The organism is Streptococcus suis (assembly GCA_002831545.1).
GTDB lineage: Bacteria > Bacillota > Bacilli > Lactobacillales > Streptococcaceae > Streptococcus > Streptococcus suis_P.
Map to the genome: position 1 here is coordinate 864,701 of CP025095.1, position 24,919 is coordinate 889,619.

The 24,919-nt window shown below is 40.9% G+C and carries 18 protein-coding genes and 3 pseudogenes; 9 read left to right on the forward strand and 12 right to left on the reverse strand.

The annotated features are described in order from the left end of the window. Positions 1 to 178 precede the first annotated feature (178 nt). From CWM22_04370 to CWM22_04390, 5 genes and pseudogenes are all read left to right on the forward strand, one after another. Entirely contained in the window at positions 179 to 1,840 is a 1,662-nt protein-coding gene (locus CWM22_04370) for a ribonuclease J (GenBank protein AUC91197.1), read from the forward strand. Between the two features lie 60 nt (positions 1,841 to 1,900). Then, positions 1,901 to 2,677: an esterase family protein gene (locus CWM22_04375; GenBank protein AUC91198.1), complete on the forward strand. Its 777-nt coding sequence runs from the start codon at positions 1,901 to 1,903 to the stop codon at positions 2,675 to 2,677. Between the two features lie 65 nt (positions 2,678 to 2,742). Beyond that, a pseudogene (locus CWM22_04380) lies at positions 2,743 to 3,279 on the forward strand (protease). Between the two features lie 235 nt (positions 3,280 to 3,514). Continuing rightward, a pseudogene (locus CWM22_04385) lies at positions 3,515 to 3,652 on the forward strand (protease). Between the two features lie 10 nt (positions 3,653 to 3,662). Next, a complete protein-coding gene (locus tag CWM22_04390; protein AUC91199.1) occupies positions 3,663 to 4,031 on the forward strand; it encodes a hypothetical protein in 369 nt (122 codons plus the stop codon). 356 nt (positions 4,032 to 4,387) lie between these two features. On the opposite strand, the gene CWM22_04395 is transcribed toward CWM22_04390, so the two are convergent. The 12 genes and pseudogenes from CWM22_04395 to CWM22_04450 form a co-directional block, all read right to left on the reverse strand. Continuing rightward, the gene (locus tag CWM22_04395; protein ID AUC91200.1) at positions 4,388 to 4,684 is read right to left on the reverse strand and encodes a hypothetical protein; all 297 of its coding nucleotides are present in this window, start codon (positions 4,682 to 4,684) and stop codon (positions 4,388 to 4,390) included. 251 nt (positions 4,685 to 4,935) lie between these two features. Then, complete coding sequence (locus tag CWM22_04400; GenBank protein ID AUC91201.1) at positions 4,936 to 5,208, reverse strand: holin; 273 nt, start codon at positions 5,206 to 5,208, stop codon at positions 4,936 to 4,938. A 78-nt stretch (positions 5,209 to 5,286) separates the two neighbouring features. Further along, complete coding sequence (locus CWM22_04405) at positions 5,287 to 6,183, reverse strand: glycosyltransferase family 2 protein (protein AUC91202.1); 897 nt, start codon at positions 6,181 to 6,183, stop codon at positions 5,287 to 5,289. After that, positions 6,183 to 7,067 carry an exopolysaccharide biosynthesis protein gene (locus CWM22_04410; protein ID AUC91203.1) on the reverse strand — a complete coding sequence of 295 codons (885 nt, stop codon included), beginning with the start codon at positions 7,065 to 7,067 and terminating at the stop codon, positions 6,183 to 6,185. The genes CWM22_04405 and CWM22_04410 overlap by 1 nt, the downstream gene beginning before the upstream one ends. A 179-nt stretch (positions 7,068 to 7,246) precedes the next feature. Beyond that, positions 7,247 to 8,131, reverse strand: a complete 885-nt coding sequence (locus CWM22_04415) for a glycosyltransferase family 2 protein (protein ID AUC91204.1) — start codon at positions 8,129 to 8,131, stop codon at positions 7,247 to 7,249. A gap of 13 nt (positions 8,132 to 8,144) precedes the next feature. After that, the gene (locus CWM22_04420) at positions 8,145 to 9,143 is read right to left on the reverse strand and encodes a hypothetical protein (protein ID AUC91205.1); all 999 of its coding nucleotides are present in this window, start codon (positions 9,141 to 9,143) and stop codon (positions 8,145 to 8,147) included. 79 nt (positions 9,144 to 9,222) lie between these two features. Continuing rightward, entirely contained in the window at positions 9,223 to 11,547 is a 2,325-nt protein-coding gene (locus tag CWM22_04425; GenBank protein AUC91206.1) for a hypothetical protein, read from the reverse strand. A gap of 56 nt (positions 11,548 to 11,603) precedes the next feature. Next, complete coding sequence (locus tag CWM22_04430) at positions 11,604 to 13,235, reverse strand: hypothetical protein (protein AUC91207.1); 1,632 nt, start codon at positions 13,233 to 13,235, stop codon at positions 11,604 to 11,606. A gap of 9 nt (positions 13,236 to 13,244) precedes the next feature. Then, the gene (locus CWM22_04435; GenBank protein AUC91208.1) at positions 13,245 to 14,924 is read right to left on the reverse strand and encodes a hypothetical protein; all 1,680 of its coding nucleotides are present in this window, start codon (positions 14,922 to 14,924) and stop codon (positions 13,245 to 13,247) included. A gap of 471 nt (positions 14,925 to 15,395) precedes the next feature. Then, positions 15,396 to 15,494, reverse strand: a pseudogene (locus CWM22_04440) (hypothetical protein). A 207-nt stretch (positions 15,495 to 15,701) separates the two neighbouring features. Next, positions 15,702 to 18,191 carry a hypothetical protein gene (locus tag CWM22_04445; protein AUC91209.1) on the reverse strand — a complete coding sequence of 830 codons (2,490 nt, stop codon included), beginning with the start codon at positions 18,189 to 18,191 and terminating at the stop codon, positions 15,702 to 15,704. Positions 18,192 to 18,226: 35 nt separating this feature from the next. Then, positions 18,227 to 19,120: a glycosyl transferase family A gene (locus tag CWM22_04450; GenBank protein ID AUC91210.1), complete on the reverse strand. Its 894-nt coding sequence runs from the start codon at positions 19,118 to 19,120 to the stop codon at positions 18,227 to 18,229. A 368-nt stretch (positions 19,121 to 19,488) separates the two neighbouring features. On the opposite strand from CWM22_04450, the gene secY2 reads away from it, so the two are divergent. From secY2 to asp3, 4 genes are read left to right on the forward strand one after another with little or no spacing between them, the layout of a single operon-like run. Next, complete coding sequence (gene secY2 / locus CWM22_04455) at positions 19,489 to 20,733, forward strand: accessory Sec system protein translocase subunit SecY2 (protein ID AUC91211.1); 1,245 nt, start codon at positions 19,489 to 19,491, stop codon at positions 20,731 to 20,733. Between the two features lie 8 nt (positions 20,734 to 20,741). Next, entirely contained in the window at positions 20,742 to 22,286 is a 1,545-nt protein-coding gene (asp1, locus tag CWM22_04460) for an accessory Sec system protein Asp1 (protein ID AUC91212.1), read from the forward strand. After that, a complete protein-coding gene (asp2, locus tag CWM22_04465) occupies positions 22,286 to 23,968 on the forward strand; it encodes an accessory Sec system protein Asp2 (protein ID AUC91213.1) in 1,683 nt (560 codons plus the stop codon). The genes asp1 and asp2 overlap by 1 nt, the downstream gene beginning before the upstream one ends. Next, positions 23,889 to 24,917, forward strand: coding sequence for an accessory Sec system protein Asp3 (gene asp3 / locus CWM22_04470; GenBank protein ID AUC91214.1), 1,029 nt, complete (start codon positions 23,889 to 23,891; stop codon positions 24,915 to 24,917). The genes asp2 and asp3 overlap by 80 nt, the downstream gene beginning before the upstream one ends. Positions 24,918 to 24,919: the final 2 nt, after the last annotated feature.

Here is a 24,919-nt window from a genome sequence, read left to right on the forward strand (position 1 = left end):
CTATTTAGGTATTTCTATTTAAAAGTTGCGTTGATGGTTGAATATAATTTTGAACCAACGTGTGTCTTTTGCAAATAGAGCTCCGACATAGCAGACTGTAATTCGACTTGGGCATCCCAAGGACCGTTGGTAAGAAAAATAAAATGGACACCTGTGGGATGTCCAAAAAGGAGAAAAAATGAGTAGCATAAAAATCATGGCTCTCGGAGGTGTGCGGGAAAATGGAAAAAACCTGTACATTGCCGAAGTGAATGAACATATTTTTGTTTTGGATGCAGGGGCAAAGTATCCTGAGAATGAACAGTTAGGTGTGGATGTAGTCGTCCCTAATTTCGATTATTTGGAAGAAAATAAGCATCGTGTAGCAGGGGTCTTTTTATCTCACGGGCATGCAGATGCTATCGGAGCGCTTCCTTATCTCTTGGAGAAAGTGAAAGTGCCAGTATTTGGTTCGCACTTGACGATCGAATTGGCTAAGCTACTTGTCAAGGGGAATAATGCTACTAAGAAATTTAATGATTTCCATGTTATCAATGCTGAAACTGAAATTGATTTCGGGGATTCAGTGGTATCTTTCTTTCAGACGACCCACTCTATTCCAGAGAGTTTAGGAATTGTCGTTAAGACGGACCAGGGAAACATCGTTTATACAGGTGACTTTAAGTTTGACCAAGCGGCAGATAAGTTTTATCGTACGGATTTTGGGCGATTGGCTGAAATCGGTAACGAAGGTGTGTTGGCCCTCTTGTCAGACTCAGCAAATGCAGATAGCAATGTTCAAGTAGCTAGCATGCATGAGGCTGGGGAGGAAATTCTCAATACGATTGCTGACTGTGATGGGCGTGTTATTGTGGCAGCAGTTGCCAGCAATATTGTACGTATTCAACAGATTTTTGATGCAGCAGAAGCAACTGGTCGTCGTGTCGTGTTGACAGGACATGATGTGGAAAATATTGTCCGAACAGCGATTCAATTGAAAAAACTTCGTTTGGTCAGCGAACGCTTGTTGGTAAAACCAAAGGATATGAACAAGTATGAAGACCATGAATTGATTATTCTAGAAACTGGTCGTATGGGCGAGCCGTTAAATGGATTGCGTAAAATGTCTATCGGTAGACATCGCTACGTTGAAATCAAAGAAGGTGATCTAGTTTATATTGTTACCACTCCAAGTATTTCAAAAGAAGCGGTTGTTGCTCGTGTAGAAAACTTGATTTACAAGGCTGGTGGAACGGTCAAATCCATTACAAAAAAACTGCGTGTATCTGGTCACGGCAATGCGCGTGATTTGCAGCTCATGCTCAACATCATGAAGCCTAGATATCTTTTCCCAGTTCAAGGGGAGTATCGTCAATTGGATGCTCACGCTAAGGCTGCGCTTGAAATCGGTATGTATCCAGAAAACATTATCATCGTTAAGCGTGGGGATGTCATGGCTTTTGAAGAGGGGGATTTTGTCCATAGCGGAGCGGTTCCTGCTGGTGATGTCATGATTGACGGAAATGCCATAGGCGATGTTGGAAATATCGTCCTTCGTGACCGTAAGATCCTCTCAGAAGACGGTATCTTTATCGTGGCTATCACTGTCAACCGCCGTGAGAAGAAAATCATTTCCAAGGCCAAGGTCAATACCCGTGGTTTTGTCTACGTGAAAAAGAGCAAGGACATCTTGCGTGAGGCATCAGAATTGGTGAATACAACGGTGGAAAATTATTTTACAAAAGATAGCTTTGACTGGGCAGAGCTTAAGAGTGCTGTTCGCGATGATTTAGCAAAATTCCTCTTTGACCAAACTAAACGTCGCCCAGCTATTTTACCGGTGATTATGGAAGTGAAATAGAGTTTTATAAATGCAAAGAGCCGAGGGAAACTCAGGCTCTTTACCATAAGGAGAAGATTTATGGCAATAATGAAAATTGAATACCACTCAGAAGCTCTAGATATGTCTAGACAGGTTACGGTTTTATATCCAGATAGCAATCGTGTGGAAAATCCCGATGACAACGATATTCCTGTCCTATATCTTTTGCACGGCATGGGAGGCAATCAGGATTCCTGGCTGAATCGTTCTACAGTGGAACGATTGGTTCGTTATACCAATCTTATCGTGGTTATGGTCAATACAGATAAAGGCTGGTATACCAATACCACTTACGGTATGAATTACTTCGATGCCATTGCAGTAGAGTTACCTCAAATTCTCAAACGATTTTTCCCAAATATGTCTGACAAGCGGGAGAAGAATTTTATCACTGGTTTGTCTATGGGGGGGTATGGGACCTTCAAGATTGCCATGCTGACCAATCGTTTTTCACATGCAGCTTCGCTTTCAGGCGCATTGTATTTTGATTTTGATAATCCAGCGGCAGCAGAATTGGGAAGTCCTTCGTATTGGCAAGGAGTATTTGGTGACATTTCTGATAAACAGAATCCAAATAATTTGTTAGAAATTGCTAAACAATCCGATAAAAAGACCAAGTTTTATGCCTGGTGTGGTGAGGAGGATTTTCTCTTTGAGGGGCATCAAAAAGCAGTTCGAGAGTTGGAAGAGCAGGGATTTGATATAGAGGCTAGTTATGGGCCAGGTAAACATGAGTGGTATTACTGGAATCAGCAGATTGAGAAAGTATTGGCTTGGTTGCCAATTGATTTCAAATTGGAAGAAAGACTGTCCTAGTTTTTAAGAAAAGTTTCAGAGATTACGGCTATACTAAAACCTATTTCTAGAAAGAGGTATAGTCTATGAAACTTATTGGAAATATTCTGCGGTGGATTTGGCGGACATTTTGGGGTCTGATTTGGTTATCAATGGTGTTGGCTTGTGGTCTAGGTCTATTATTCTATTTTCAACAGGAAACAGCGCCTCAGATGTTACAAACTCTAGCTCAAAAAGTGCAATTGATGGTCAAAGGACAGTCTGAAGTGACGATTGAAGAAGGTGTTAATACCATTAAGCACCTGACGACTGATACGGTCAATACAGCTGATCATGGTCGATGGGAAAGCAATACTGCGACTGTTTACATTGAAACTCAGAATCCAACATTTGTAGCTGCCTATGAAACAGCCATTGCAAATTGGAATGCGACAGGGGCCTTCACTTTTGTGATGACAAGTGATCCAAATCAGGCTGATATTATTGCTACTGAGATGAATGATGGAAATACCCAGGCGGCAGGTGAGGCCAATTCAACGACTAATTTATTGACGAATTATTATAGCTCGGTAACGGTGCGTCTGAATAGTTTTTATTTATTAAACGACCAATATGGTTATGATGAGGCTGGGCAAAAAGCCCAGGACCACTACTCAGAGTTCGTGTCAACATCTCAGCGCAACTGATGCGAACAGAGTTCGCTTCATTTCCAACCTCCAACAGTCACTACTCTGACTGTTGGAGCTATGCGGGGGTGGGAGTGAAACAGTCAGAGTAGTGACTGTTTCAGCTCAACAACTAGAAATAAAGACTTGTTGACGAACTCTTTCTAGACTGGTCGAGTTCTTTCCCACTCCCACAGCTAAGCATGAATTGGGCCATGCTATTGGCCTAGATCATGAAGATAGTCAGACCTCTGTTATGGAATCGGCAGGTTCTAATCATGGTATCCAGCAGGCAGATATTGATGCGGTCCTTGCCTTGTATTCAGAATAGAAGGGAAAATATGTTTCGAACAATTACAAACACAATAAAACGTTATCCTGAGCAAGCTCTGCTCTTTCTCTATAATGCTGGGATTTTTGCATGGATGCAGTCTACCAGTCATTCGATTATGGAACAAATCGGTATAGATAGCAGCTGGTTTGATAAAATCCCTGAACCTATCAAGGCCTGGACAGGTGCCAGTCTAGAGAGTATGCAAACCTTACTCAATTCTTCCGCTTGGGGATGGCTGATTGTATCTATGATATTGATGTTGGTCATCCGCTTTGTTAAGGGCTTGATCAAGTTTGTCATCATGCTGATTATTATCGGCGGTGGTCTTTATCTACTCTGGCAGAATAAGGAATTGCTTAGTGGATTGAAGGTATAAAAATCGCAAAAGAAAAAAAGAAGCTGAGCAAGCCATCTTAGATGTCTGCTCAGCTTTTTTGACTTGTAATACTCTTCGAAAATCAAACTCAGACCTTGTTGACTTGATTTGATGAGTGGAAGGGGAGCGGAAAAGAACTCGACCAAGATAAAAAGAGTTCGTCAACAATTTTTCGTTTTAAGTTGTTGAGCTGAGATGTTGACACGAACCCTGAGAAGCGTGGTTGGTCTTTTTGGCCCAGCCTCACTTTCGCAGAGTACGGCAAGCCGAAAGTGACGATGTATCAAAGCTAATTCAAATGACTATACCTTGAAACAAAATAGTAACAGGGTTCTATCTGCATAAGTAGAAACGAACTACGTTCGCCTATCTCCAACCCCCAAAGTTTCCCCAAACCTTTTGTAGCGAACTTCGTTCGCTTTATTTCCAACCCCCAAAGTTTCCCCAAACCTTTTGTAGCAAACTACGTTCGCTTTATTTCCAACCCCCAAAGTTTCCCCAAACCTTTTGTAGCAAACTACGTTCGCTTTATTTCCAACCCCCAAAGTTTCCCCAAACCTTTTGTAGCGAACTTCGTTCGCTTTATCTCCAACCCCCAAAGTTTCCCCAAACCTTTTGTAGCGAACTTGGTTCGCTTTATTTCCAACCCCCAAAGTTTCCCCAAACCTTTGGGGCTAGTCTAATTTTGATTTTCATTGAGTATAAAATCCGGATAACAAGCTCAGCTTTTTATAGTGGTTTGGATTAGGGAAAGGACAAGTTTGAGTTATAGTGTCAGCAACACCCTCCTAAAATAACTTTAGAGTTCTCAAATTGATAAACGTAGCTAATCCTGTTTTTGATTTGGTTTGCTATATATCCGCCACAACCTGTTAGCATGAATCACTATCAAGTTTTCAAAGCTTTACTGCTCCCCTGTAGTGTTCCTATCAGAAGTTTCTTTCTTGTGGCTGATGCTATCAAGGGTTTCTTGACCATAGCTGTCTTTCTTGTTACTTAATATGCCCAAAAATAGAAGAATACTGAGAATAATACAAATGGTTTGCTCGATCTTATTCAATTCCTGACTGATATTGTAGCCAAAATAACTTGAGGCAATATTGTCAATCAGCATGAGAATAAGGGAAACAAGACCAATCCAAAACATATGGAGTTTGAGACGTTCTTTTAGTTTCATATGAATCCCTTTCTGTCATTGAAATTTTCTCCTGATAGCCCAAAAGGATAGCTGTTTTCTAATCCGATGGTAGACCGATTAACTATCGGATGAGGATTGAATCCCTAATTTTTGTAGGATATATCGGTAAGTATCATTTTCAGTTACCTTGTGAGTCAGGTGCTGCTGTTGGTGATATAAGAGACGCTGTTTGTAGCAATCCACGGCAAGGCTAGGGTCAAGACCAGCAAGAAGCATGTCAATAATCAAGGTTTCATAGCCTTTGATATCGCTTAATGTATTAGCAGGGGAAGAAGGGGCGTCTGAAAGACTTCCCTTTCTTTTTCGATAGCAATAGAGATTCTTAGAATAATAGACTGTTTTATGACTGTTGAGGACAAGTAAATGTGTCGTATACCTGTCTTCCGCTACTCTCACATTCGGAAAGCGAATGTATCTATTGTGTTCTTTTGAAGTAAATAAGTGACTACGGAACAATTTGCCCCAAGCAGTTAAGAAGGTAATAGTCCCCACAGTCAATAAATGTGAAAAATAGTTTTCAATCGTCAATACTTCTGTCCTCACTTCTTGAGAATGGATATAGTAGATGCCATTGTTTTCATCGAAACCATAGTATTCTCCAATGACGATATCAGCCTCATGGAGGGTAAGTTGTGTAAACAGATCCTCGATGAATGTTGTTTCGAGGTAGTCGTCGCTATCCACAAAGGTGACAAAGTCACCAGTCATATTTTCGATACCTAGATTTCGTGTATCTGCTAGACCAGAATTGCAAGTTTTTTTTAGCAAACAAATCCGCTCGTCTCGTGCTTGGTATTCTTGACAAATGCTTACGCTATTATCTGTCGAGGCGTCATCAATGAGAAGAATTTCTAGGTTTTGATAGGTTTGACCAATAATACTATCTAAACATTGCCTGAGATAGTTTTCCACGTTATAGATGGGAACAATAACTGAAATAAGTGGCTTTTCCATTAGGTATCCCTTTCTTTAAAAAAATCTTGAATAGCCTGCACCATTTCTTCTGGATGGTTACTCGAAATCATGGTATTCGTTAGCTCTGGTTGATGGGCGACAGTATCAAAACTATAGATGGGAATTTGTTTTTGCTGACAGCGGTTGAGGATGTCTTTGACTTCCCACCAGTGATTGATGTCTAGATAGATGGAGGTACGATCCAAAATCTCATCTTCCAGTTCAGTATCGTTGATATTGCTATAGATATTGACATTGCTAAATCGACGAAAACTATTGAGATGAGGAGAGATATGGGTTCCAGCCAAGATATTGAAAGCAATATCAGGCAGGGAAGTAACCAGGTATTCCAAGTGTTCCAGAGTATCGGATGCCGTAAAGGTTGTGACCTGTTTGTCAAATTGTGGTCGAGGTCGATAGGTCATAGTTCCTGATGAGGTCACGATAGTATTGGCAGGGACGTCCTTATAGATGGTGCAGCCTGCTCCGATGATCACATTGTCACCGATGGTCACCCCTTTTAGGATAACAGTATTGGCTCCAACCCAACAATGTCGTCCAATGGTAATAGGTGCAGTGCTGAAAGAGAGCGCTTCAACATGGTGATGGGAGTAGTGGTGATTGTTGTCATAAATTTTGACCCCGTCACCAAACAGACAATAGTCACCGATGGTAACTTTCTCCATACATCTTAGAACACAGGAGGAGTTAAAAAAGACCTGCTTGCCGATTCGTAATGTAGCATAATTCTTGACCTCAAAGCTACAAAAGTTTTTGGCAATAATTCCATCATCAACCTGAATATCAGCATGTTCTTCAAGTTCTAAATTATAGAATTGGCCTAAATAATTGATTGGTAGTTTATGTTTCATATTGCTTTCCATTTTCTATCAAATAGGCAAATTTTAATAGTCTATTATATATTTCTGTATTTGTTTTTCCTTGTTCTTCTAGTATCGCAAGATATCTGCTTGTTCGATAACTATAGTAAGAGAAACGAGACCGATTTAAAAGATGCGGAGATTGATACACTTTTGCGTTGCAAAATACATATCTATAACAGTCAACTCCCTCTAGTGTAAAGAGAAAGGTGTTTTCTAATCCGATGGTAGACTGGATGATGGCAGTAGCCCAATTCTTCTAAAGTTTGTTTGTATCCACTTATCCTGAGCTTGTAAAAGGCAATGGCTTTGGATAAATCATGACCGAGCAAGAGGAGATCAAAGTAGCGTTTTTCAAAACCGTCTAAGTCATCGGCAATGTGCTGGATACTAGTTGCTGAGCTGGTCAAACTATTGGGACGCTTGCGCCAGCAGTAACCAGCATAGCTGAGGTAGATTGTTTTTTTGCTTTTTAGAAATAGCAAATGTGTCACTTGCTGTTCTTCGTTGGCTTGATTAAGAGTAGGGAAAAGAATTTGATAATCTTGAACAAACAAGGAACTGTTAAACAGTTTTCCCCATACTGTGATATAATTGTCCGTTGCGCCGGTAAATACCCTATCCAGATAATCTTCAAAAGAGAGAGTTTCATAGAAATCTTCGTAATTGTGGATGAGAAAAGTAGAATTTTCTTCGATAAAACGGTAGTAATCACACATAACGATGTCGGCCTGTTCCGTGACTGCAAGCTGATAAAGTCGGTCAATCATATCGTGATTGAGATAGTCGTCGCTATCCACAAAGGTGACAAAGTCGCCAGTCATATTTTTTAAACCAAGATTTCGAGAGTCTGATACACCACGGTTTTCAGTTTTTTTAATCAAGCGAATGCGACTATCACGGGATTGGTATTCTTGACAGATAGCGACGCTATCATCTGTCGAAGCATCATCAATAAGGAGAATTTCTAGGTTTTGATAGGTTTGACTAATAATACTATCTAAACATTGTCTTAGATAATTTTCCACGTTGTAGATGGGAACGATAACTGAAATTAAATCGTCCATACTGTGTCTCCTCCTAAATCATAACCTGATGAACCGCATCAGTCAGTAGCTTTTGAGCAAAGTAGCCCTTCGTAATCAGTTCTCGGAAATTCCAAAGAGAATCAAGGAGGGAACGGTATTCTTCCTCAGTGATAGTGGAAACGATGGCATTGGCTTCTTCCAGACTATCGACAAGGAACCCCAGCTTGTATTCGGAAATATAGTGGGCATTGGAGAGGCTACGCGGTGCAATGACAGGTAGGCCGGCTGCGATGTAGGTGCTTAATTTGTAGGAAACGTTGAGATTGTAGTATTCTGCATCCTCTCCTTGTGACCAGACAAGACCAAAGCCACCATTTTTATTTAATTCTTGGAGTAGGCTGAGACTGTATTTCCAACCTTGGTAGGCCACATTGTTGGGTTTGGTTGGGTAATATTCTGGCGCAAAGAGATTGAGCGGTGTTGCAAACTGCCAGTCGTCAACAAAATGGAAACGTTGTGGATTTCCTGTGAAGTTGAGAACCCGTTGGAAGGCTGGTTTTTCAAGCCAAATATCCGTTTTATGGTCCCACATATTTTGCAAAAGAGTATTGGTGACACGAAGGCCATGCTGGTAGAGCAGGTCTAGCATTTTCTGTGAAGGAGCGATAATCAAGTCAGCCATATTATACATTTCGATGGTTTTTTCCATCAGATAGAAGTTGGAGCTGAACATGAGTGGTGGAATATCATGGATAAAGATGACAATTTTTATGCCAGAATAAATCCGTAATCGTTTGATGTACTCGTGGTCAAAGTGGGTACCGTTCCAGCTAGGTGCTTGGAAGATGATAACATCGCCATTTCCTACAGCAGCGTTCATGCCATCAAATCGAATAGCCAGATTTTCAACGCTTTCGCCATCGGCATTGAAACTATAAATGCCGATTTCTTTGATATCTAATTTTTTTGCAATATCTGCGACCATGTTTTGAGCCATAAGGGCGACACTCAGGGGGGATTGGCCGTAGAGATTGGTAATATGAACTTTCATTGTCTTCCTTTCCTTTTCTTATTTTTGTACTTGTTATACTGTTTCGATTTGTTTCTAGTCTACCCAAAAAACATACTATTTAAGGCTTATCTTGCCAATTGAAATAGGTCATCAATCTTTTTCCTATATATTCATACACCTCGCAATCTTGTTGCTGGTGATTTTCAAGATAGGTTTTGTGTTGGTTTAGTAAGTAGATGTAGTATTCTTTTAGATAGGTCATATCTTTGTTTAATAAGGCAAAGTCAATTATTTTCTCTTCAAAGCCCTTGATTTCGTCCATAATACGCTTTTCTGATAGTTGCGTTTTGGTTATGCTATTTTCTCGTCTTCTGTACACATATAGATATTCATCGACAAAAATGTTTTTTTGGCTTTTAAAAAACAGTTTATGCGTCGTGTACTGGTCTTCATGCAAGACATCTACAGGATATCTGATGGATTTATATGGGGTGTTATCATTGAATAAGTTGGCTCTATATAGTTTAGCCCAAGCAGTCACAGCAATAAATGAAAAATATCTATGATATTTTTCAAGGCATTGCTCTCCAGTCAACAATTCTATTTTATTGACACTATTTTGAGAATTAGGAAATACAAATAATTTGTTATGTTCTTCAAACTCTATATACTTGCCAATGGCAATGTCTGCCTGACAAGTTTGTGAATATATATATAAGGTTTCGATACAATGATTTCCAAGATAGTCATCACTATCAACAAAGGTTACAAACTGACCAGTCATGGCATCCAGTCCCTTATTTCGAGCATCAGATAGTCCGCCATTTTCTTGATGAATGACCTTTATCCGCCCATCTTTTGCGGCATAGTCATCACAAATCTTGCCTGAACTATCAGTCGAACCATCATTGACCAGGATAATTTCTAGATTTTGATAGGTTTGGTTGAGGATACTATCCAGACATTCGTGTAGGTAATTCTCGACATTGTAGACAGGGACGATAACACTGATCAGCTCTTCTTTGATTTTTCGATAGATATAGAGAGTTTCTTTGACATAAGAAATCTTGTCGGTTTCATAGCTCTTCGGTATCAAATCATTGACTAAATCGATATGGTTGTCTCTGACATAGCTTGTTTTGAAGAGTTTACAATAGGGATTTGTCAGATAGGTTTTATGTCTAGGGAAAGTCTGGAAGTGCTTTGTTACAGTTTCAGCCGTCACTGTCTCTTCCTTGAATAGATTGGCATGGAAGTAGTAGTTACCATCGTTTTCATTAAAGTCACAGTTTTCCAGCAATACAATATCAGACTGGTATTGTTCAGCACTGTTCAAGGCTGTTTCGATAAATGAATCATCCAGTTCATCGATGTGACTGAGGCTAATCAGGTATTGCCCCTTGACCAGCTTGAGCAAGTCTCGTCCTAACGGACTTTCTGGGTCGACAGTTAGGATGTCTACATTTTCCTCATCCAGTGGGTAGTGGGAGCAGATATCTGGTACCTGAATGTTTATATCAGTATTGTAGTTTAGAAGGATGAGTTGGATATTTTTGTAGCTTTGCTTACAAATGTTTTCGATAGTTGTCAGACTTGTTTCATTGTAGATGGGGAGTAGGAGACTTACTTTTGTTTGTTGAATCTGTTTTATATTTTTAACAAAGTCGACTTGCCAAAGTTTTAGATATTTATTTAAGGGTAGCTCTTGAAATTGATAATGTTTCCAAGGTTTTGCTCCAGAGGAGTTATAATGAATAATTTTGATTTCATCCAGACCCAACAAGTCTTTTTCCATTGCTTCAACTGTGTAGTTGTAAGCTAGGGGAAGTTCGGCTATTTTCCCTTTCAAAGCAATATTGATGACATCTTGGTCTTGAAATAGAATGATGTCTTTTAGTCGCTCTGTTTCCGTAAATAAATGATGGGTAATCTTATCTTGGCGCATTTTTTGCAAGTTGCAGACCAAGACCCCTGCATTGATAAAGAGTTCATCTAAATCAAATCCCAATTTTAATTTATGGTCAGGAAAACGGTTGATTATGTCAATTTCGTTGACACCTGCCAAATAGTGCTGACTGAGGTCAATATCCCACAGTTCTTTAACATCACATCGAATCAAGAGGTCGCTATCCAAGTAGATGACTTTATCACAATCTACGAGAATTTCTGGCAATAAATAACGGTAATAAGTTTCGATGGTAATGCCATCTAGTGTTAGCGGCAAATTGGAAAATAAATCTCTATCAATCTTGACAAAATGAATGTTTACAGATTCAGTCTCCAATGTTCTTAGCCTATCTTTTGACTTGTCGGATAAATCAGTATGGAGTACAAATATATCCAGATTAGTTGTGTATTTTTTTATCATAGAAATCGTAAAAAATACATAGTGACAATGCTTGTCGTTAATACAAAAGGAAATATTTATTTTACTCATTTTCATCTAATCCTTACGCGTTAAATTTGGAAATTGGCGACCTCGATAGTATTCGTTGATAATCACCTCAAAAGTTCAAGCTGTATATCAATTTCTTCTGCCAAGTTTGGAGGTAGGGTAGCTGTGTTATTAGACAGGGACAGCAGTTCTTGGTGATAGAAGTCTTTGTCCGCTCCCTTTGTTAAGACGTGATAGGTTTGTAGTGCAGTCAGATAATCGGAGGTTTCTTGACTGCTGGTTATTATCGCTTGGACAGGCTGGCTATTGCTAGAAATATAGGCTACTTCTGGTAGATAGACCAGACTTGCTTGGGAATGTAGCAAGAATCGAGTCAGGAGCTGGCCTGGGAGGTCTGTTCTTCGTTGCCAAACCCTTGTCACCACTTTGGGAGCCAGGAGCATACCAGACAAGGATTGGTAATAGGCGACCTGCTGGCTGGGTGCCAGCTGGGTCTGTTGTAGGTAAGATTTTCCATCCAGAACTTGTTTTTCTTGCCACAAGGGGTTGAAAAAGTAGAAGTTACCAGTAGTCTGTTCAAATTGGCTACAGCTGACTTTGCTGATGTCAGCATGATTTTCTTCTAGTGCTAGAAAGAGCTTGGCGAGATAGAAAGAGTCTACCCAATCATTTGCATAAATCAGACTGAGATAGCTACCTGCCATCTTTTCCAAACCTTCTTTAAGAAAATTGTGCTGATTATTTGGTGTAAAGTGATAGTAGCGGAAGATGGAGGAGGGTTTCACTGCTGCCAAACACTTTTCTTTTGTTTCCCTATCGGCTGAATAATCTAAAATGATGCAATCAATATTGCGATAAACTTGTTGAGCAATGGAATCCAAGGTTTTGTCCAAGTTGTCTGCTGCTTCAAAAATAGGAAGTACTAGGCTGATTTTAGGCTCGATAAACTGGAGATAGGCCTGATGGCACTCCAAGTAACGATTGACTGCGAGCCGATTGTAATCTGGAACATCAAGTTGGCGATTCCAAGGTTTTTCTAAACTATAATGGTTTAACACAATATCGGCCTCTTTGCGAAGATTTTCCTGCCTTTCCATATAGCCGTAATTATAGATAGGGTCTAGGGATTTTATCTTCCCTTCCAATGCGACATTGATAATGTCTTGGTCTTGGAGACGAATCTTATCCTTGATGGTATGTCCGCATTCAAATAACAAGCTTTCAATCTTATCTTCTCTGATTTTTTTAAGGTCCATGAGTAGAACCCCTGAGTTAAAGTAGTAGGTCGGGTCCGTCATTCCAATACTCCGACGGTAGTCAAAACCGCCTTCTGATGGTGGTTCACTAACTGCGGCCATATAAGCCCCGTCTAATGGAGTTTCCCAGAGGGGCTGGAGATCCTTTTGAGCTAGAATATCGCTATCTAGGTACAAGATACGGTCTAAATCAGGAAGAAGACTGGCAAAGGCCATGCGGAAATAAACCTCAGGCCGTGTGATATGGCTACGGTTAAGAGGTAAGTCTTCGAACTGTTTGGCATCCACCACAAGGATATGGATGTTTAGATTGTGAAATCGGTCTTCTAATTTTTGAAGTTTAAAGCGACTATAGTCTGATATATCAGATGTGAGGACATAGACGGAAACAGGGGATTTTCTTGTATGCACCATGATGGAATAGAGGGTGGTTCCCATGTAGTCTATATAGGAATCGCTGACAGTAAATGCTAGGTTCATAATGTTTCCTTAATAGAATGGCTTGTGATGAGGAAGTTGCTCTAAGAATTGCAATTCATTGAGCTTCGCTTCTATCTTGGTAGCGAGCTCTTCTTTCTCTAGTTTCTGGGCAGTCACAAGCAGGTCATAGAGTTCTTGTTTGTAAAATTCTTTGTAATGGATGAGAGACAGATTACATAGCGCCATATAGGAGGCGAAGTGGTTCAATTCTTTCATTCGCTGGAGAATGCCCCCTTCGGTTTCAAAGGTGGGCTGAACTATTGATACATTTCGTTTGACATAAGTTCTATTATTGACAAAGGCCACGGATTCACCTACCAAGTAGAAGAGGCAGGCTAGTAAATCTTCTGAGTGATAGCTGGCTAGTTGACCTGCTCTCTGGATGATAGTGGAATGGTAGAGTTTGCCATCTAGGTGGGTATGACGGAAAGTTTCATACCATTTTAAGCCGAAGAGGTTTTCTAACAAATAGCTGGTTTGTCGGTGGCCGTCAGCAAGGTCAGGCTCAAACATCTTGTAGATCCCCTCCTCCTCTTCTAGTAAGGTAAAGGGCGCACTGGCTATGAAGGTATCTTGCTCCACAAGCTGATGGTAGAGGGATGAGATATGGGTTTTGTCCAGCCAGTCCTCTGCCTCTATCATGCTGAAATAGCTGGTTTTGATGTGCGCTAGTCCTGCATAATAGGCTTTCATTTTTGTGGCAAAGTCTTTTTTGATCACCATTACTGGATGCTCTTTGGTCAGGTAAGGAATCAGGATTTCTTCCAGTTCAGGTTGGTCTTCTGGTAGCAGGAGTAGAATCTGTAGGTTCTTGTAATCCTGCTCAAAGACGCTGGCTAGGCATTGGCTGAGGGAGGCTGGTCTGGTCTGCCAAGCGTTGACTAGGAGAGTAATTGCTGGCTCGACAGTGGAGAGGTAGGCTTGAAAGGTTCTGCGATAGAGTTCGAAACTCTCGCGATTGTATTGGAGATAATTTTGGTCCTTTCTCCAAGGCTTGTGCCAATTGAAGTGGATAATGACCGCTTCTTCCAGCGAGATATGTTTGACCTTGCGTTGATAGGCAGTCATATTGTACTTGGCTTCAAGGTTTAGGATTTGCCCCTTCAAACCGATATTGATAATATCTTGGTCTTGATATTCAATGTAATTCTTTATCTCTTGCGCTTTGGCAAAGAGGAATTCCTCAATCTTGTCTTGGCGCATTAGCTCTAGGTTAAAGAGAAGTACCCCTGCATTTACATAAATATCCTGAGGGGTGAACCCGATTTTTTGGCGGTATTCCGCATTGCTATGGAGCATGTCTAATTCATTGACACCTGCGAGGTAATGGTGACTAAGATCGCTTTCCCAGATTTCTTTCAGTGATCCATTAACTAAGATATCGCAGTCCAGATATAGGACCCTGTCCAGTTCAGCTAGCTGGCTGGGCAACAAGATGCGAAAGTAGGTTTCGAGTGAAATACCTTCTTTCAAAGGAAGGTGGTCAAAAGAAGTGCTGTCAATCTCAATAAAAGAAATGGTCACCAGCTGAGAAGTCAGGCGATTGAGTTTAAAACGACTATGGTCAGACATGCATTTGGTCAATACATAGAAATGCAGTTCCTGGTTAGGATGGTGTTGAATGATGGAATAGATGGTTGTCCCTAAGTAGTCGGCATAGGAATCAGTAGCACTAAATGCGATATGCATCCGGTTCTCCTTTGTTTTTTTAGTTCTAAATCTACCTAGTCTTGCCCTCTTTTGTGGATAATAAGGTCTGTTAGTTTACTTTTAGCGCAGTCTGTACTGAAGGTGGAAATAGGGAGTGGGAAAGAACTCGACCATCCATAGAAGAGTTCGTCAACAATTCCTTATTTCCAGTTGTTGAGCTGAAACAGTCTATCCCCAGACATCAATTTATGTGAGCTGACTGCCGTCAGCTTATATCTCCCACTTTAAAAGGTCTCCCAGACCTTTTAAACTCCCACCCCCGTATAGCTCAAACTGTCTGGGGGACAGTTTGAGGTTGGAAATAGAGCGAACTTCGTTCGCTACACAAAGGTTTGGGGAACCTTTGGAGGTCGGAGATAGAGCGAACAAAGTTCGCTACAAAACAGTCAGAGTAGTGACTGTTGGAGGTTGGAAATAGGGCGAACAGAGTTCGCAACAAAACTGTCTGGGAGACAGTTTGAGGTTGGAGATAAAGCGAACTTTGTTCGCAACAATCGTAATGGTCAGATTTGGAGTGTAAAACACGAACTGCTGAGATTTGCCTCGCAAATCTTATCTCCCACCTTTAACCTCGCTTTTTCCTTTCTAGGCTCGGGCTGAAACAGTTCACTGAACTGTTTCACTCCCCCAGACTGTTAAAGCCAATCAACCACTGCGCTGAGATGTTGACACAAACCCTGAGAAGTGCGCTGGACTTGAGCCCAGCCTCCCCTCGTCGAAGTATTAAAGGAGAAACTAAATGACCTTATCTGCTGGCTAGAGTAGATTGAGTCTTGCTAAGGTTTGATGATAGAGTTGATGATTATTTTGACAATAGCTTTCCTTGGCTAGTAGTTGGGCTTGTTCTTTATAGTAATCCATAAAATCAACGGTCAACAGTTGGTTATTGGCTAGCAAGGTAAAGAGATAGGCTAGGTCATCCACTCTATTGTTTAGTATTTCTAAGTTTTCAGCTTTTTCTTTAAAGCGACGCACATAGAGTTTATGACGGCTAACCACCACTGTATCAGTACTTAGATAGGCAAGATTGGCTAGTTTTTGGTTGCTTAATGTCTGTCGGTGAAAGAGTTGTGTGAAGACTTGGGCTTGGAATAATTTTCCAAACAAATTCTCATGTCCTTCTTTTTCAAACCAAATCAAGCTGTGTAAACATTGAAGTAGTTCTTTGCTCTCTATGACGGTACCGATTGGAAACTCTTCTGAATAGAAGAGGTAGTTTTGCTGTTCCTCATTAAAGACAGTGAAAGAGGTCTGGGCGATCTGGCAATCTTTCTCCGTCAAGGAGGTCAATAAGCACTCGACGTACTCCAAGTCCAACCAGTCAGTCTGACGGACAAAGGTTAGGTAGTCTCCTTTTGCCTTCCTGATGCCAGCCTGCTCGAGAGAAACAACCTCGGTATCTAAGGTGAGCAAGTGGAAACGGCTATCTTTCTGGTAAGCATCCATTAGTGCTTGGCTATGTGAGTAGGCCTTGTTCTGCACCAAGAGGATTTCAAGCTCGCGATAGGTCTGCTCGCTGATGGATTCTAGGCAGGCTTGGAGATAAGGACTTTCTTCGCCGATAGGGATAATGATGCTGACCATAGGCTTATTCTGTAGGGTTACGAATGCTGCCTGATAGTCTTGGTAGGTCAGGGCAGAAACCTTGAGATAGTCGGGTATTTTTGTGATAGCATGCCAGGCCTTGATGTCACCGTTGAAGTGTTCGATGACAATCTCGTCAGCTGTCAGTTCCCTATTTTGCTTGCGGACATCGGTGTAGTTATAGGCAGGTGACAATTGCTTGAACTGTCCCTTGTAGTAGGTATTTAAAATATCTTGGTCAGGGAATTTATAGTCTTGTGCCTTTTCTAAAGCCATGGCAATCAACTGATTGGTAGTACCATTCTGACGCATCTTGTCAAGGTCCATCAAGAGCACACCTGAGCTAAAGTAGGCATCATTTGGACCAAAGCCCAGACTATCCAGATACCATTGGTAGTATTTGAAAATATCTGCTTCAATGATTGCTCCAAGCTCATATTCCTCTAGATCCGTTTGGAAGAGCTCCATCAAGTTCCCATGTACTAAGATGTCTACGTCAAGGTAGAGGATTCGCTCCAGGTCAATGAGGAGTTCAGGTAGTAGGAATCGTGAAAACGATTCAATCGGAAATTGTTCAGTTCGGATAGGAATGGCTGAAAACTGCTGGTCTTCCAACAAATGGAAGTGCAACTCTAAATTGGGAGTTTGTTGAGCTAGGTTGCCCAAGTCTTGGAGAATGCTCTGAGCAATCTCCTTGTAAAGAATATGGACTCGTACCTCTTCCTTTGGATGATGGGCGAGGATGGATAGGATGGTGGCGCCAAGATACTGGGCATAGCGATTGTTAACAGAGAAAGCAATATCTATGGTTTTACTTTCTAGCACAGTAGGCAGGATCTCACCTGTCAAGTCTAAGACAATTTGTTGTAGATACTCTTGATCCTCTGTAAAGATGATATCCTGGTCAAAATTATGTTCAGCTGTGTGCTTGTGCTGGAGTTTGATTTTGGTTTGAGCCTGCATGGTAAACCATTCATACTCCGAATCAATATGGCCAATATCAATTGCTTGCATACCTGTTTTAGACAGACGATAGGCCAGGACTTTGGCAGTTGGTCCCAACATCAAAAGGACTAGTTTGTCTTGTCCGTAGGTCTTGATGGCCGAAATAATCTCGTCTATTTGGGCGTAGGCATTTTTTGAGGGACAGATAATCCGCTGGATAGATTTGGCTTCTTGAAAAAGGTTGTTGCCCACACCTGAGCGAGAGGTTTTGCCCTCGACAATCAGGATGTCCTTGTCTATCCAAATCTGCTTTAAGCTTTGAAAATAGGTAGCAGATAAACTTTTATCGGCTAGGTCCATATAAGGACGGGAGATAAAGGTACTTCCATACCAAGGAGCTTTACAAATCTGGCGGTAGTAGTCTTGGTAGTGCTGTAAGTGTCCTTCCCAAAAATGATTACAGGCGTCTGTATAGCGTTCTCTGTTTTCGAAAACATCTGATAAACAGACCATCAAGTGCTGGTTGCTTTCAAGTCCTAGTATCTCTTTTAATTCACTGGCTAGCTGAGGGTCATAGTCTTGGTAAGGAATGCTGTGACCTGCAATAATGTCCATCTCTCCATCGCCAAATCGTGCGACAGAGCAGGAGTGTTCCAAAATATAGTCTAGGCTTTGAGAAATAGGTTTTACTCGGATGGGGATAGTTGGTGTATTCATAGGAAATTGCTTGTTTCTTTCTGATTAGGAGGTTCTTATTCACTAAATAGTTCCAGTTTGTTTAAAACACGTAGGTATTCTAAGCTATCGCTACACTGATGGACTTCTAATTCATGTTTGGTATGTAATAGGACATTATAGAGTTTTTGGCGAACCAGCTCCGTATCCTTCTTGGCTAAAACCAAATCTACGATACGTTCTTCCAAGGCTTCGATATTGTTCATGGCTGTTTCTAGTTTGAAGTCGGTGGTCATAAAGCTCTGACCATGACGGCGGTACATGTAAAATTCACTATGAATCAGTGCGATTTGCTTGGCTTTTAAAAAGGTTTTGTGAATGGTATATTCATCCTCATACCTTTTGTTCTTGGGAAAACGAAGAGTATCGAATAGGGAAGCCTTGAAGAGTTTGCCACACGGAATTACAAAGGGGGCAGTGTTGAGGTTTTTCCAAACAACTTGTCGGTCGAGAGCTTCTTGAACGGTTAGAAATTCTGTCTGATCCTTTTGTGCCTGCTCAACGAAGTAGTAGAAGGTATGATTTCTCTCGTCCCAGATGAAAAAGTGACCAATGACAATGTCTACCTCATGCTGAATGGCAGTTGTCAGGCAGGTTTCTAGAAAATCTTCACGAATACCATCGTCAGAGTCTAGGAAGGTAATATACTCCCCTTTTGCAAGGGACAGACCAGTATTGCGAGCTTCGGACACACCCTTGCTTTTTTTTATATGTTTTATGTAGATACGATCATCCCCTTTAGCATAATCATCGCATATAGTCCCAGAAGAGTCGGTGGAACCATCGTTTATGAGCAACAATTCCCAATTGGAGTAGGTTTGACCGAGGACCGTTCGAATACATTCATCCAGATAGTTTTCGACATTATAGACAGGGACAATAATACTGATTAGTGGCTTATTCAAGAGAATCTCCTTTTAGATAGGTATACTTGATTATTTTATCACAAAATGGACAATTTATACAGTAAAATTCGATACAAGCGCTTTGCTTGTGAATACAGGTTCTTAGGCAAGAAAATCATTGGCCAGTATATGCTGCCAGCAACCCGCCAATTTACTTCCGATGGACATTATGATAAAATAAAATGATATAGAAACTTAGGACCTGTATTTACAGTTCAGCACTTCCAGCAACTGCTGGTTTTTCAGTTACTCATTGTTCGTTGTTTTCAAAATACAGTCAATATTCTCTAACAACCTGCCTTGATTAGCGAAAAACAATCTCTTCTATTACAAGTATACAAGCGCTTCACTTGTGAATACAGTTTCTTGAAAGAATGTTAGATTTAGCGATGAATAAATTATTTTTTAGGTATCCTGTTTTAGGAAAAATCCTCGTTACAGGTTTGATTTTGTTTATCATTCTAGCAGGTCGTTATCTACCTGTTCCCTTAGTGAATTTGTCGGGCTATCTGCCTCAGACAGCGCTTGAAGAACTACCTTGGCATCAGATACCACAAAGTAGTTTGCCTATGCTATCCATCTTTTCACTAGGTTTAGGACCCTGGATGTATGCTACGATTCTTATCTCCCTCTTCTCAATTGGCAGTAAGCAGAGCTCTCTTTCTCCACGGATGATGGAGTTTCGTAAGAATGCTCTGATGTTGCTTTTGGCCTTTATTCAGGGCTTGGGGCTGGCTATTGGATTGAACTATGGCGAGGGTGGCAAACTAGCCATTATTGATGAGATTTTTTTTGTAACCTTGGTCACGATTGCAGGTGCCTTTGTGATTAGCTGGCTGGCCAGCATGAATGCTGCTTATGGTCTTGGGGGGACGGCCATTATCATTCTAATCAATATTATTGTTGGGCAGTTTTATATTTTTCCACTCTTCCTTGATTTGTTCCAGACAGAATTGGCTTTTGTAGGAGGATTGATATTAGCCTGGACAGCTCTTTCCGTCTATTTAACGGTTGTATTGGACCAGGCAGAGTATCGGGTACCTATCCAACGGATTGCTATCAAGAACGATTTGATGAAAGAGGCTTATATGCCTATTAAACTCAATATATCGGGTGGGATGCCTTTCATGTATGCCTATACCCTATTGGCTTTTCCGCAGTATATTTTCTTGCTTTTGTCTTTCTTGTTTCCCAATCAGGCCATGATTTTTCAATATTTGGCTAGTTATTTTACATTGACGAATTTGGAAGGGATTTTGTTCTTTTTGGCTATATTGGCTCTTTTAACCATCAGTTTTGCCTTTACAACAGTTAATCCAACAGAAAAAACAAGAGAAATGCGTCGAACAGGAGATTATATTCCTCTTCTTAGACCAGGTCAGCCAACCAAGGCCTACCTGATCTCCCTTATTTTTAAAATTGGTACCATCAATGCTGTTTTCTTGCTGTTTATGGTTGGTCTTCCTCTGTTGCTTAGTCTGGATTATCCAGATATTCAGAGGATTGCAGGACTGCCAGGGATTTTTATGATGGTTGTAGGTATTTTGTTGACAATTATCAAAGAAGTGAAAATGATGGGCTTAAAGAAACGCTATGGTTCACTCTTTGAATTGAAGTAGGAGAATGTATGACACATTACTTTATTCCAGCTTGGTATCCAGAACAGAGGACTTGGTATGATAATACCAATAACTGGTACAATATGTGGTCGACCGCTCGTTTTGATGACACCATCAATCAGTTGCGCATGTTCGAAACGGCAGGAGAAAAGAATCGACTGCTCATCTTGAATTATATGCCCAATCTTCGGTATTACAAGCACCGTTACGATTTGTTTGAGGTGGATACCTGGTCTCTTTTCGATCAGTTGCAAGGAATTGGAGACTATCAGGGTGCAGTGATTGATTATCTGGATTTTGACTGGCCACAGGGGATTGAATTTGTCAATAGCCCTTTCCTAGCTCTTGCTCTCTTAGGTGGAGAAGTCTATGCCCAGATCGAATTTGGTGAATCGGGACAGGTTATTTGGATTAGTTTCTTTGACAAGGGGAGTTTGTTCAAAAAAATGGTCTTTGATGATCGGGGCTTTGTATCAAGTATTCTTTACTACCAGGATTGGCAGCCGCTCTATCAGGATTATTTGGGCTTAGATGGCAGGTGGAGAATTCGGGAATTTTTAGGAGACAATGACCAACATATTGAAATCAATCCTCAATTGGAAGTGGCCATCTCGGATAAAGCATTCTATGAGAACATGGAAGAATTGGTTCAAGAACGTTTGGCTTATTATCTGAAAAGTAGTTCAGAGGAGGCCCATATCTTTTTAACGGCCTCTCCTCAGCACTATGATGTGGTCATGAAGGCCAAGGGTAGCCAAAAGGTTGTTCTATCGTTTTTTGGTCAACGTTTCCCTTTGGAGCAGACAGCAAAACTTCTACCTATGTTGGCTATGGCTGACTTGGTTCTTACGGATAGTAAGAAGACAGCTGATTACTTGTCAACATTTAAGATTGCTCCAGTCCATCATTTGTCCTTGTTTGATACCCGTTTGTCCTTGGGTAAGAGCCAACGTTTGAAAGAACTAGAAGTTTACTTTTTATTGGATGGTTTAAGCCCAGACGAGTACCAGGCTTGCTTGGAAGTGCTCTTTAACAGGATGGAAGAATACGAGGATATGCATCTGCATCTGGTGTCTTATCAGACAAACCAAGAAACGGTCAAAAATCTTAGTCAAGATTTAGAAGAATTTCTAGAAACCAGGTCGGAACCCTATCTGTTTTTTGAAAAAGAAGAAGGACAGATGTTCGAATTTGGAGATTCAGAAAGTCAGGAGAGTCGCATCAAGCTGTCCTTTTTACATAGCGAAAATGAGATTATTCAAGCCTTTCAATATGTTCGATTGATTATTGATTTGGCAGAAGAGCCAGATTTGTATACCCAAATTGCAGGGATTAGTTCTGGTATTCCTCAAATCAATCGAGTGGAGACAGAATTTGTTGAACATATGAAGAATGGTTTTATTCTTTTCAGGGATGGAGGTCTACTAGCAGGTATCGATTTCTACCTAGCAGGTCTGACCAATTGGAATAAGTCGCTCATTCATTCTGTTCAAAAAATTTCGGAATATACAAGTGGTGTCCTAGTAGAAAAAGTGAAAGAAAAAATAAACTAATGGGAAATAAAATAGCTATTTTACAAGTTGGTGGAAAGAATTGGCGGGAAGAAGTAGCCATCTCTGAAAAGTTAGAATGGCATTATTATTCTCTAGATGATTTGGACATTCTGCTTGGTCAGATTGATGCTGCGAAAAAGGATAGGTCTAGATTAGAGAAAACAAGAAAACGATTGGCAAGCTTGTTAGAGGAAACTGAAAAAAATAAGAAAGCTGAGAAAGTCCAGGAGGAGAATCTGCTACTGGAAACCTTGGAAGAAGAGGTAGAGCTTTTACAGAAAAAACTGGATGCTTATCCTCAGTATGCTGTCCTTATTTTAGCTGATGAAATATACCCAGGGACTGTGAAAAAGGTTTGTGAACTGTTTAAGGTTTATGAGATTTTTTATCCAGCAGGTTGGAACACGTCGGAATGGCTCCAGCAGTTTTTAAAAAAGGTCATGGCTCAAGCCTATAATCCTAGAGAAAAAGAGGCTTTTGTTCATACCCTATCCAAGGGATTATTTGTTGGACAATATGGTGCCAAGGTTCATATTAGTGATATGGAAGTTTCCCCCAATTTTTCAGGCAAGATTCACATGCAGGGGCGGAAATACATGACTTTTGAAGGGGAATTCGGGGACGATTTTCAGCAGTTGGCCTTCTTTCGTTACAATATTCCCTATGGTGAATGGCAGTTTTTGAATTTATTTTTAGAGCACAGTCATTCTTCTACGGCTGACATCCGAATGCTTGTTCGGCTCATCCCAAATGGGGCTACCAGTCAAATTTATCAGCAGTGGGAATTTGATGGGGATAGCTTGAAGGATCAGGTTGTCATCGATGCTGATATAGATGGCTATCTCTTCATTTCTATCTTAGCTAAAGGTGTTGGAAGAGTAGAAATCGGTGACCTTCACTATCGTTGGGGAAGGAATGGATTGGGTGAGTTTATCTTGGGCGGACAACGGCTTGTCGACCATCAGCTCCAGGAGATTTTTACTTACTTTGACCCTGCTGATTTTAAACCACCCCTCTGTGTTTATTTCTCAGGTTTTCGTACTGCCGAAGGCTTTGAAGGTTTTTGGATGATGAAAGGCTTGAAAACACCCTTTATGCTGATTTGTGATCCAAGATTGGATGGTGGGGCCTTCTATTTGGGAAGTCAGGAACTGGAAGATAAGATTCAAGGCAAGATAGAAGAAGCTTTGGATTTTCTAGGTTTTGATTCCAGTCAATTGATCCTATCCGGCATGTCCATGGGTACTTTTGGTGCTTCCTACTATGGAGCCAAATTAAAACCTCATGGGATTGTGATTAGCAAGCCCCTTTTGAGCTTGGGGGATATGGCTTTAGCTGAGCGTTTACACAGGCCTGGTGGATTTCCAACGTCCTTGGATTTGTTATATTCAACCTATCAGTCCATGGATCAAGAAGCAGCAGACAGGCTCAACCAGCGTTTTTGGACTTTGATGGAAGAAGGAGTCTATGCCTCGACAAAATTTGCAGTGGCCTACATGAAAGAAGATGATTATGATGCGGCTGCTTTTGAAAATTTGGTTCGAACCAGTAAGGAAACGGGAGCGACTATTTTGGGTAGAGGTTACTCGGGTCGCCACCTAGATGGTAGTGCTGCAACTTCTGGTTGGTTTATCAAGCAGTATTATGATATGCTGCACAAGGATTTTAATAGGAGAAAATAGTGTGCGGTTAGAGATTAAGTGGAAACATTTTGCACAAGACAGCTATTCGTATGGGAGTCGGATTGATTTTGAAAAAGAGGCTATTTCTTTTGAAAATCCCCTCATGCCTCCAAGTTTTGAAATAAAGCACTGGTATTCTCGGACCAATTTCCAGGCCAAGCGGCAGACCCCGACTCTTCCTATTTTGAAAAAGGGAGCCAGCTACCAGTTGATTCTGGATGCGGAGGCCTATCCTCAGGGGAGTATTTACTTGCGCGTGGTGTTTTTTGATCGTTTTGGAAAAGAGCTGGGATTTGAGATTTTAAAAGATAAGAAAGCATCGTTTACCTATCCCAAGGAAGCTTATTCCTACGAGATTGCCTTGTTGAATGCTGGTTGTGAACGTTTGACCTTTCGCTCTATTTGGTTGCAATCGGTCTTTTCCCCTCAGGAAGAGTTGATTTTTTTGGAAGAAAAATGTAATCCTACAAGTTCTTCTCGCTTACATATTGTTTTTCTGGAGCATCCTGAAGATGTGTACTATGAGAAGGATTTGTTTGCAGAATGTATAGACAGGCTAGGTGATATAGTCTTTGTTTCTGATAGAGCTGACGATGTATCCATGTTCCATCCTCAAACGGAGCAATTTATCATGGATTGTGTGGCTAGACACCCGGAAGCAAGGGTTCAGTTTTTTGCTTATGGGCCAAGAGGGAATCTAGCAGCTGCTTACTATAGCGAGAAAATAAAACCGGCTGGCTTGTTTCTAAGTTCGGTATTTTATCCTATTGAGACCTATCATTCACTTTTGGAAGAACAAGGGATTTCCCTTTCGCATGTAGAGGATTTGATACAGCGTGCTAGGAGGGAGAGAGAAGAGAGGAAGGATGTCAGTGAAGGTTTTGTTTCTTCTCTGGTTCATCCCCTCCGATTCCTTATCCAGCAATTTTTAGACAAGGACGGTTCTTGAAC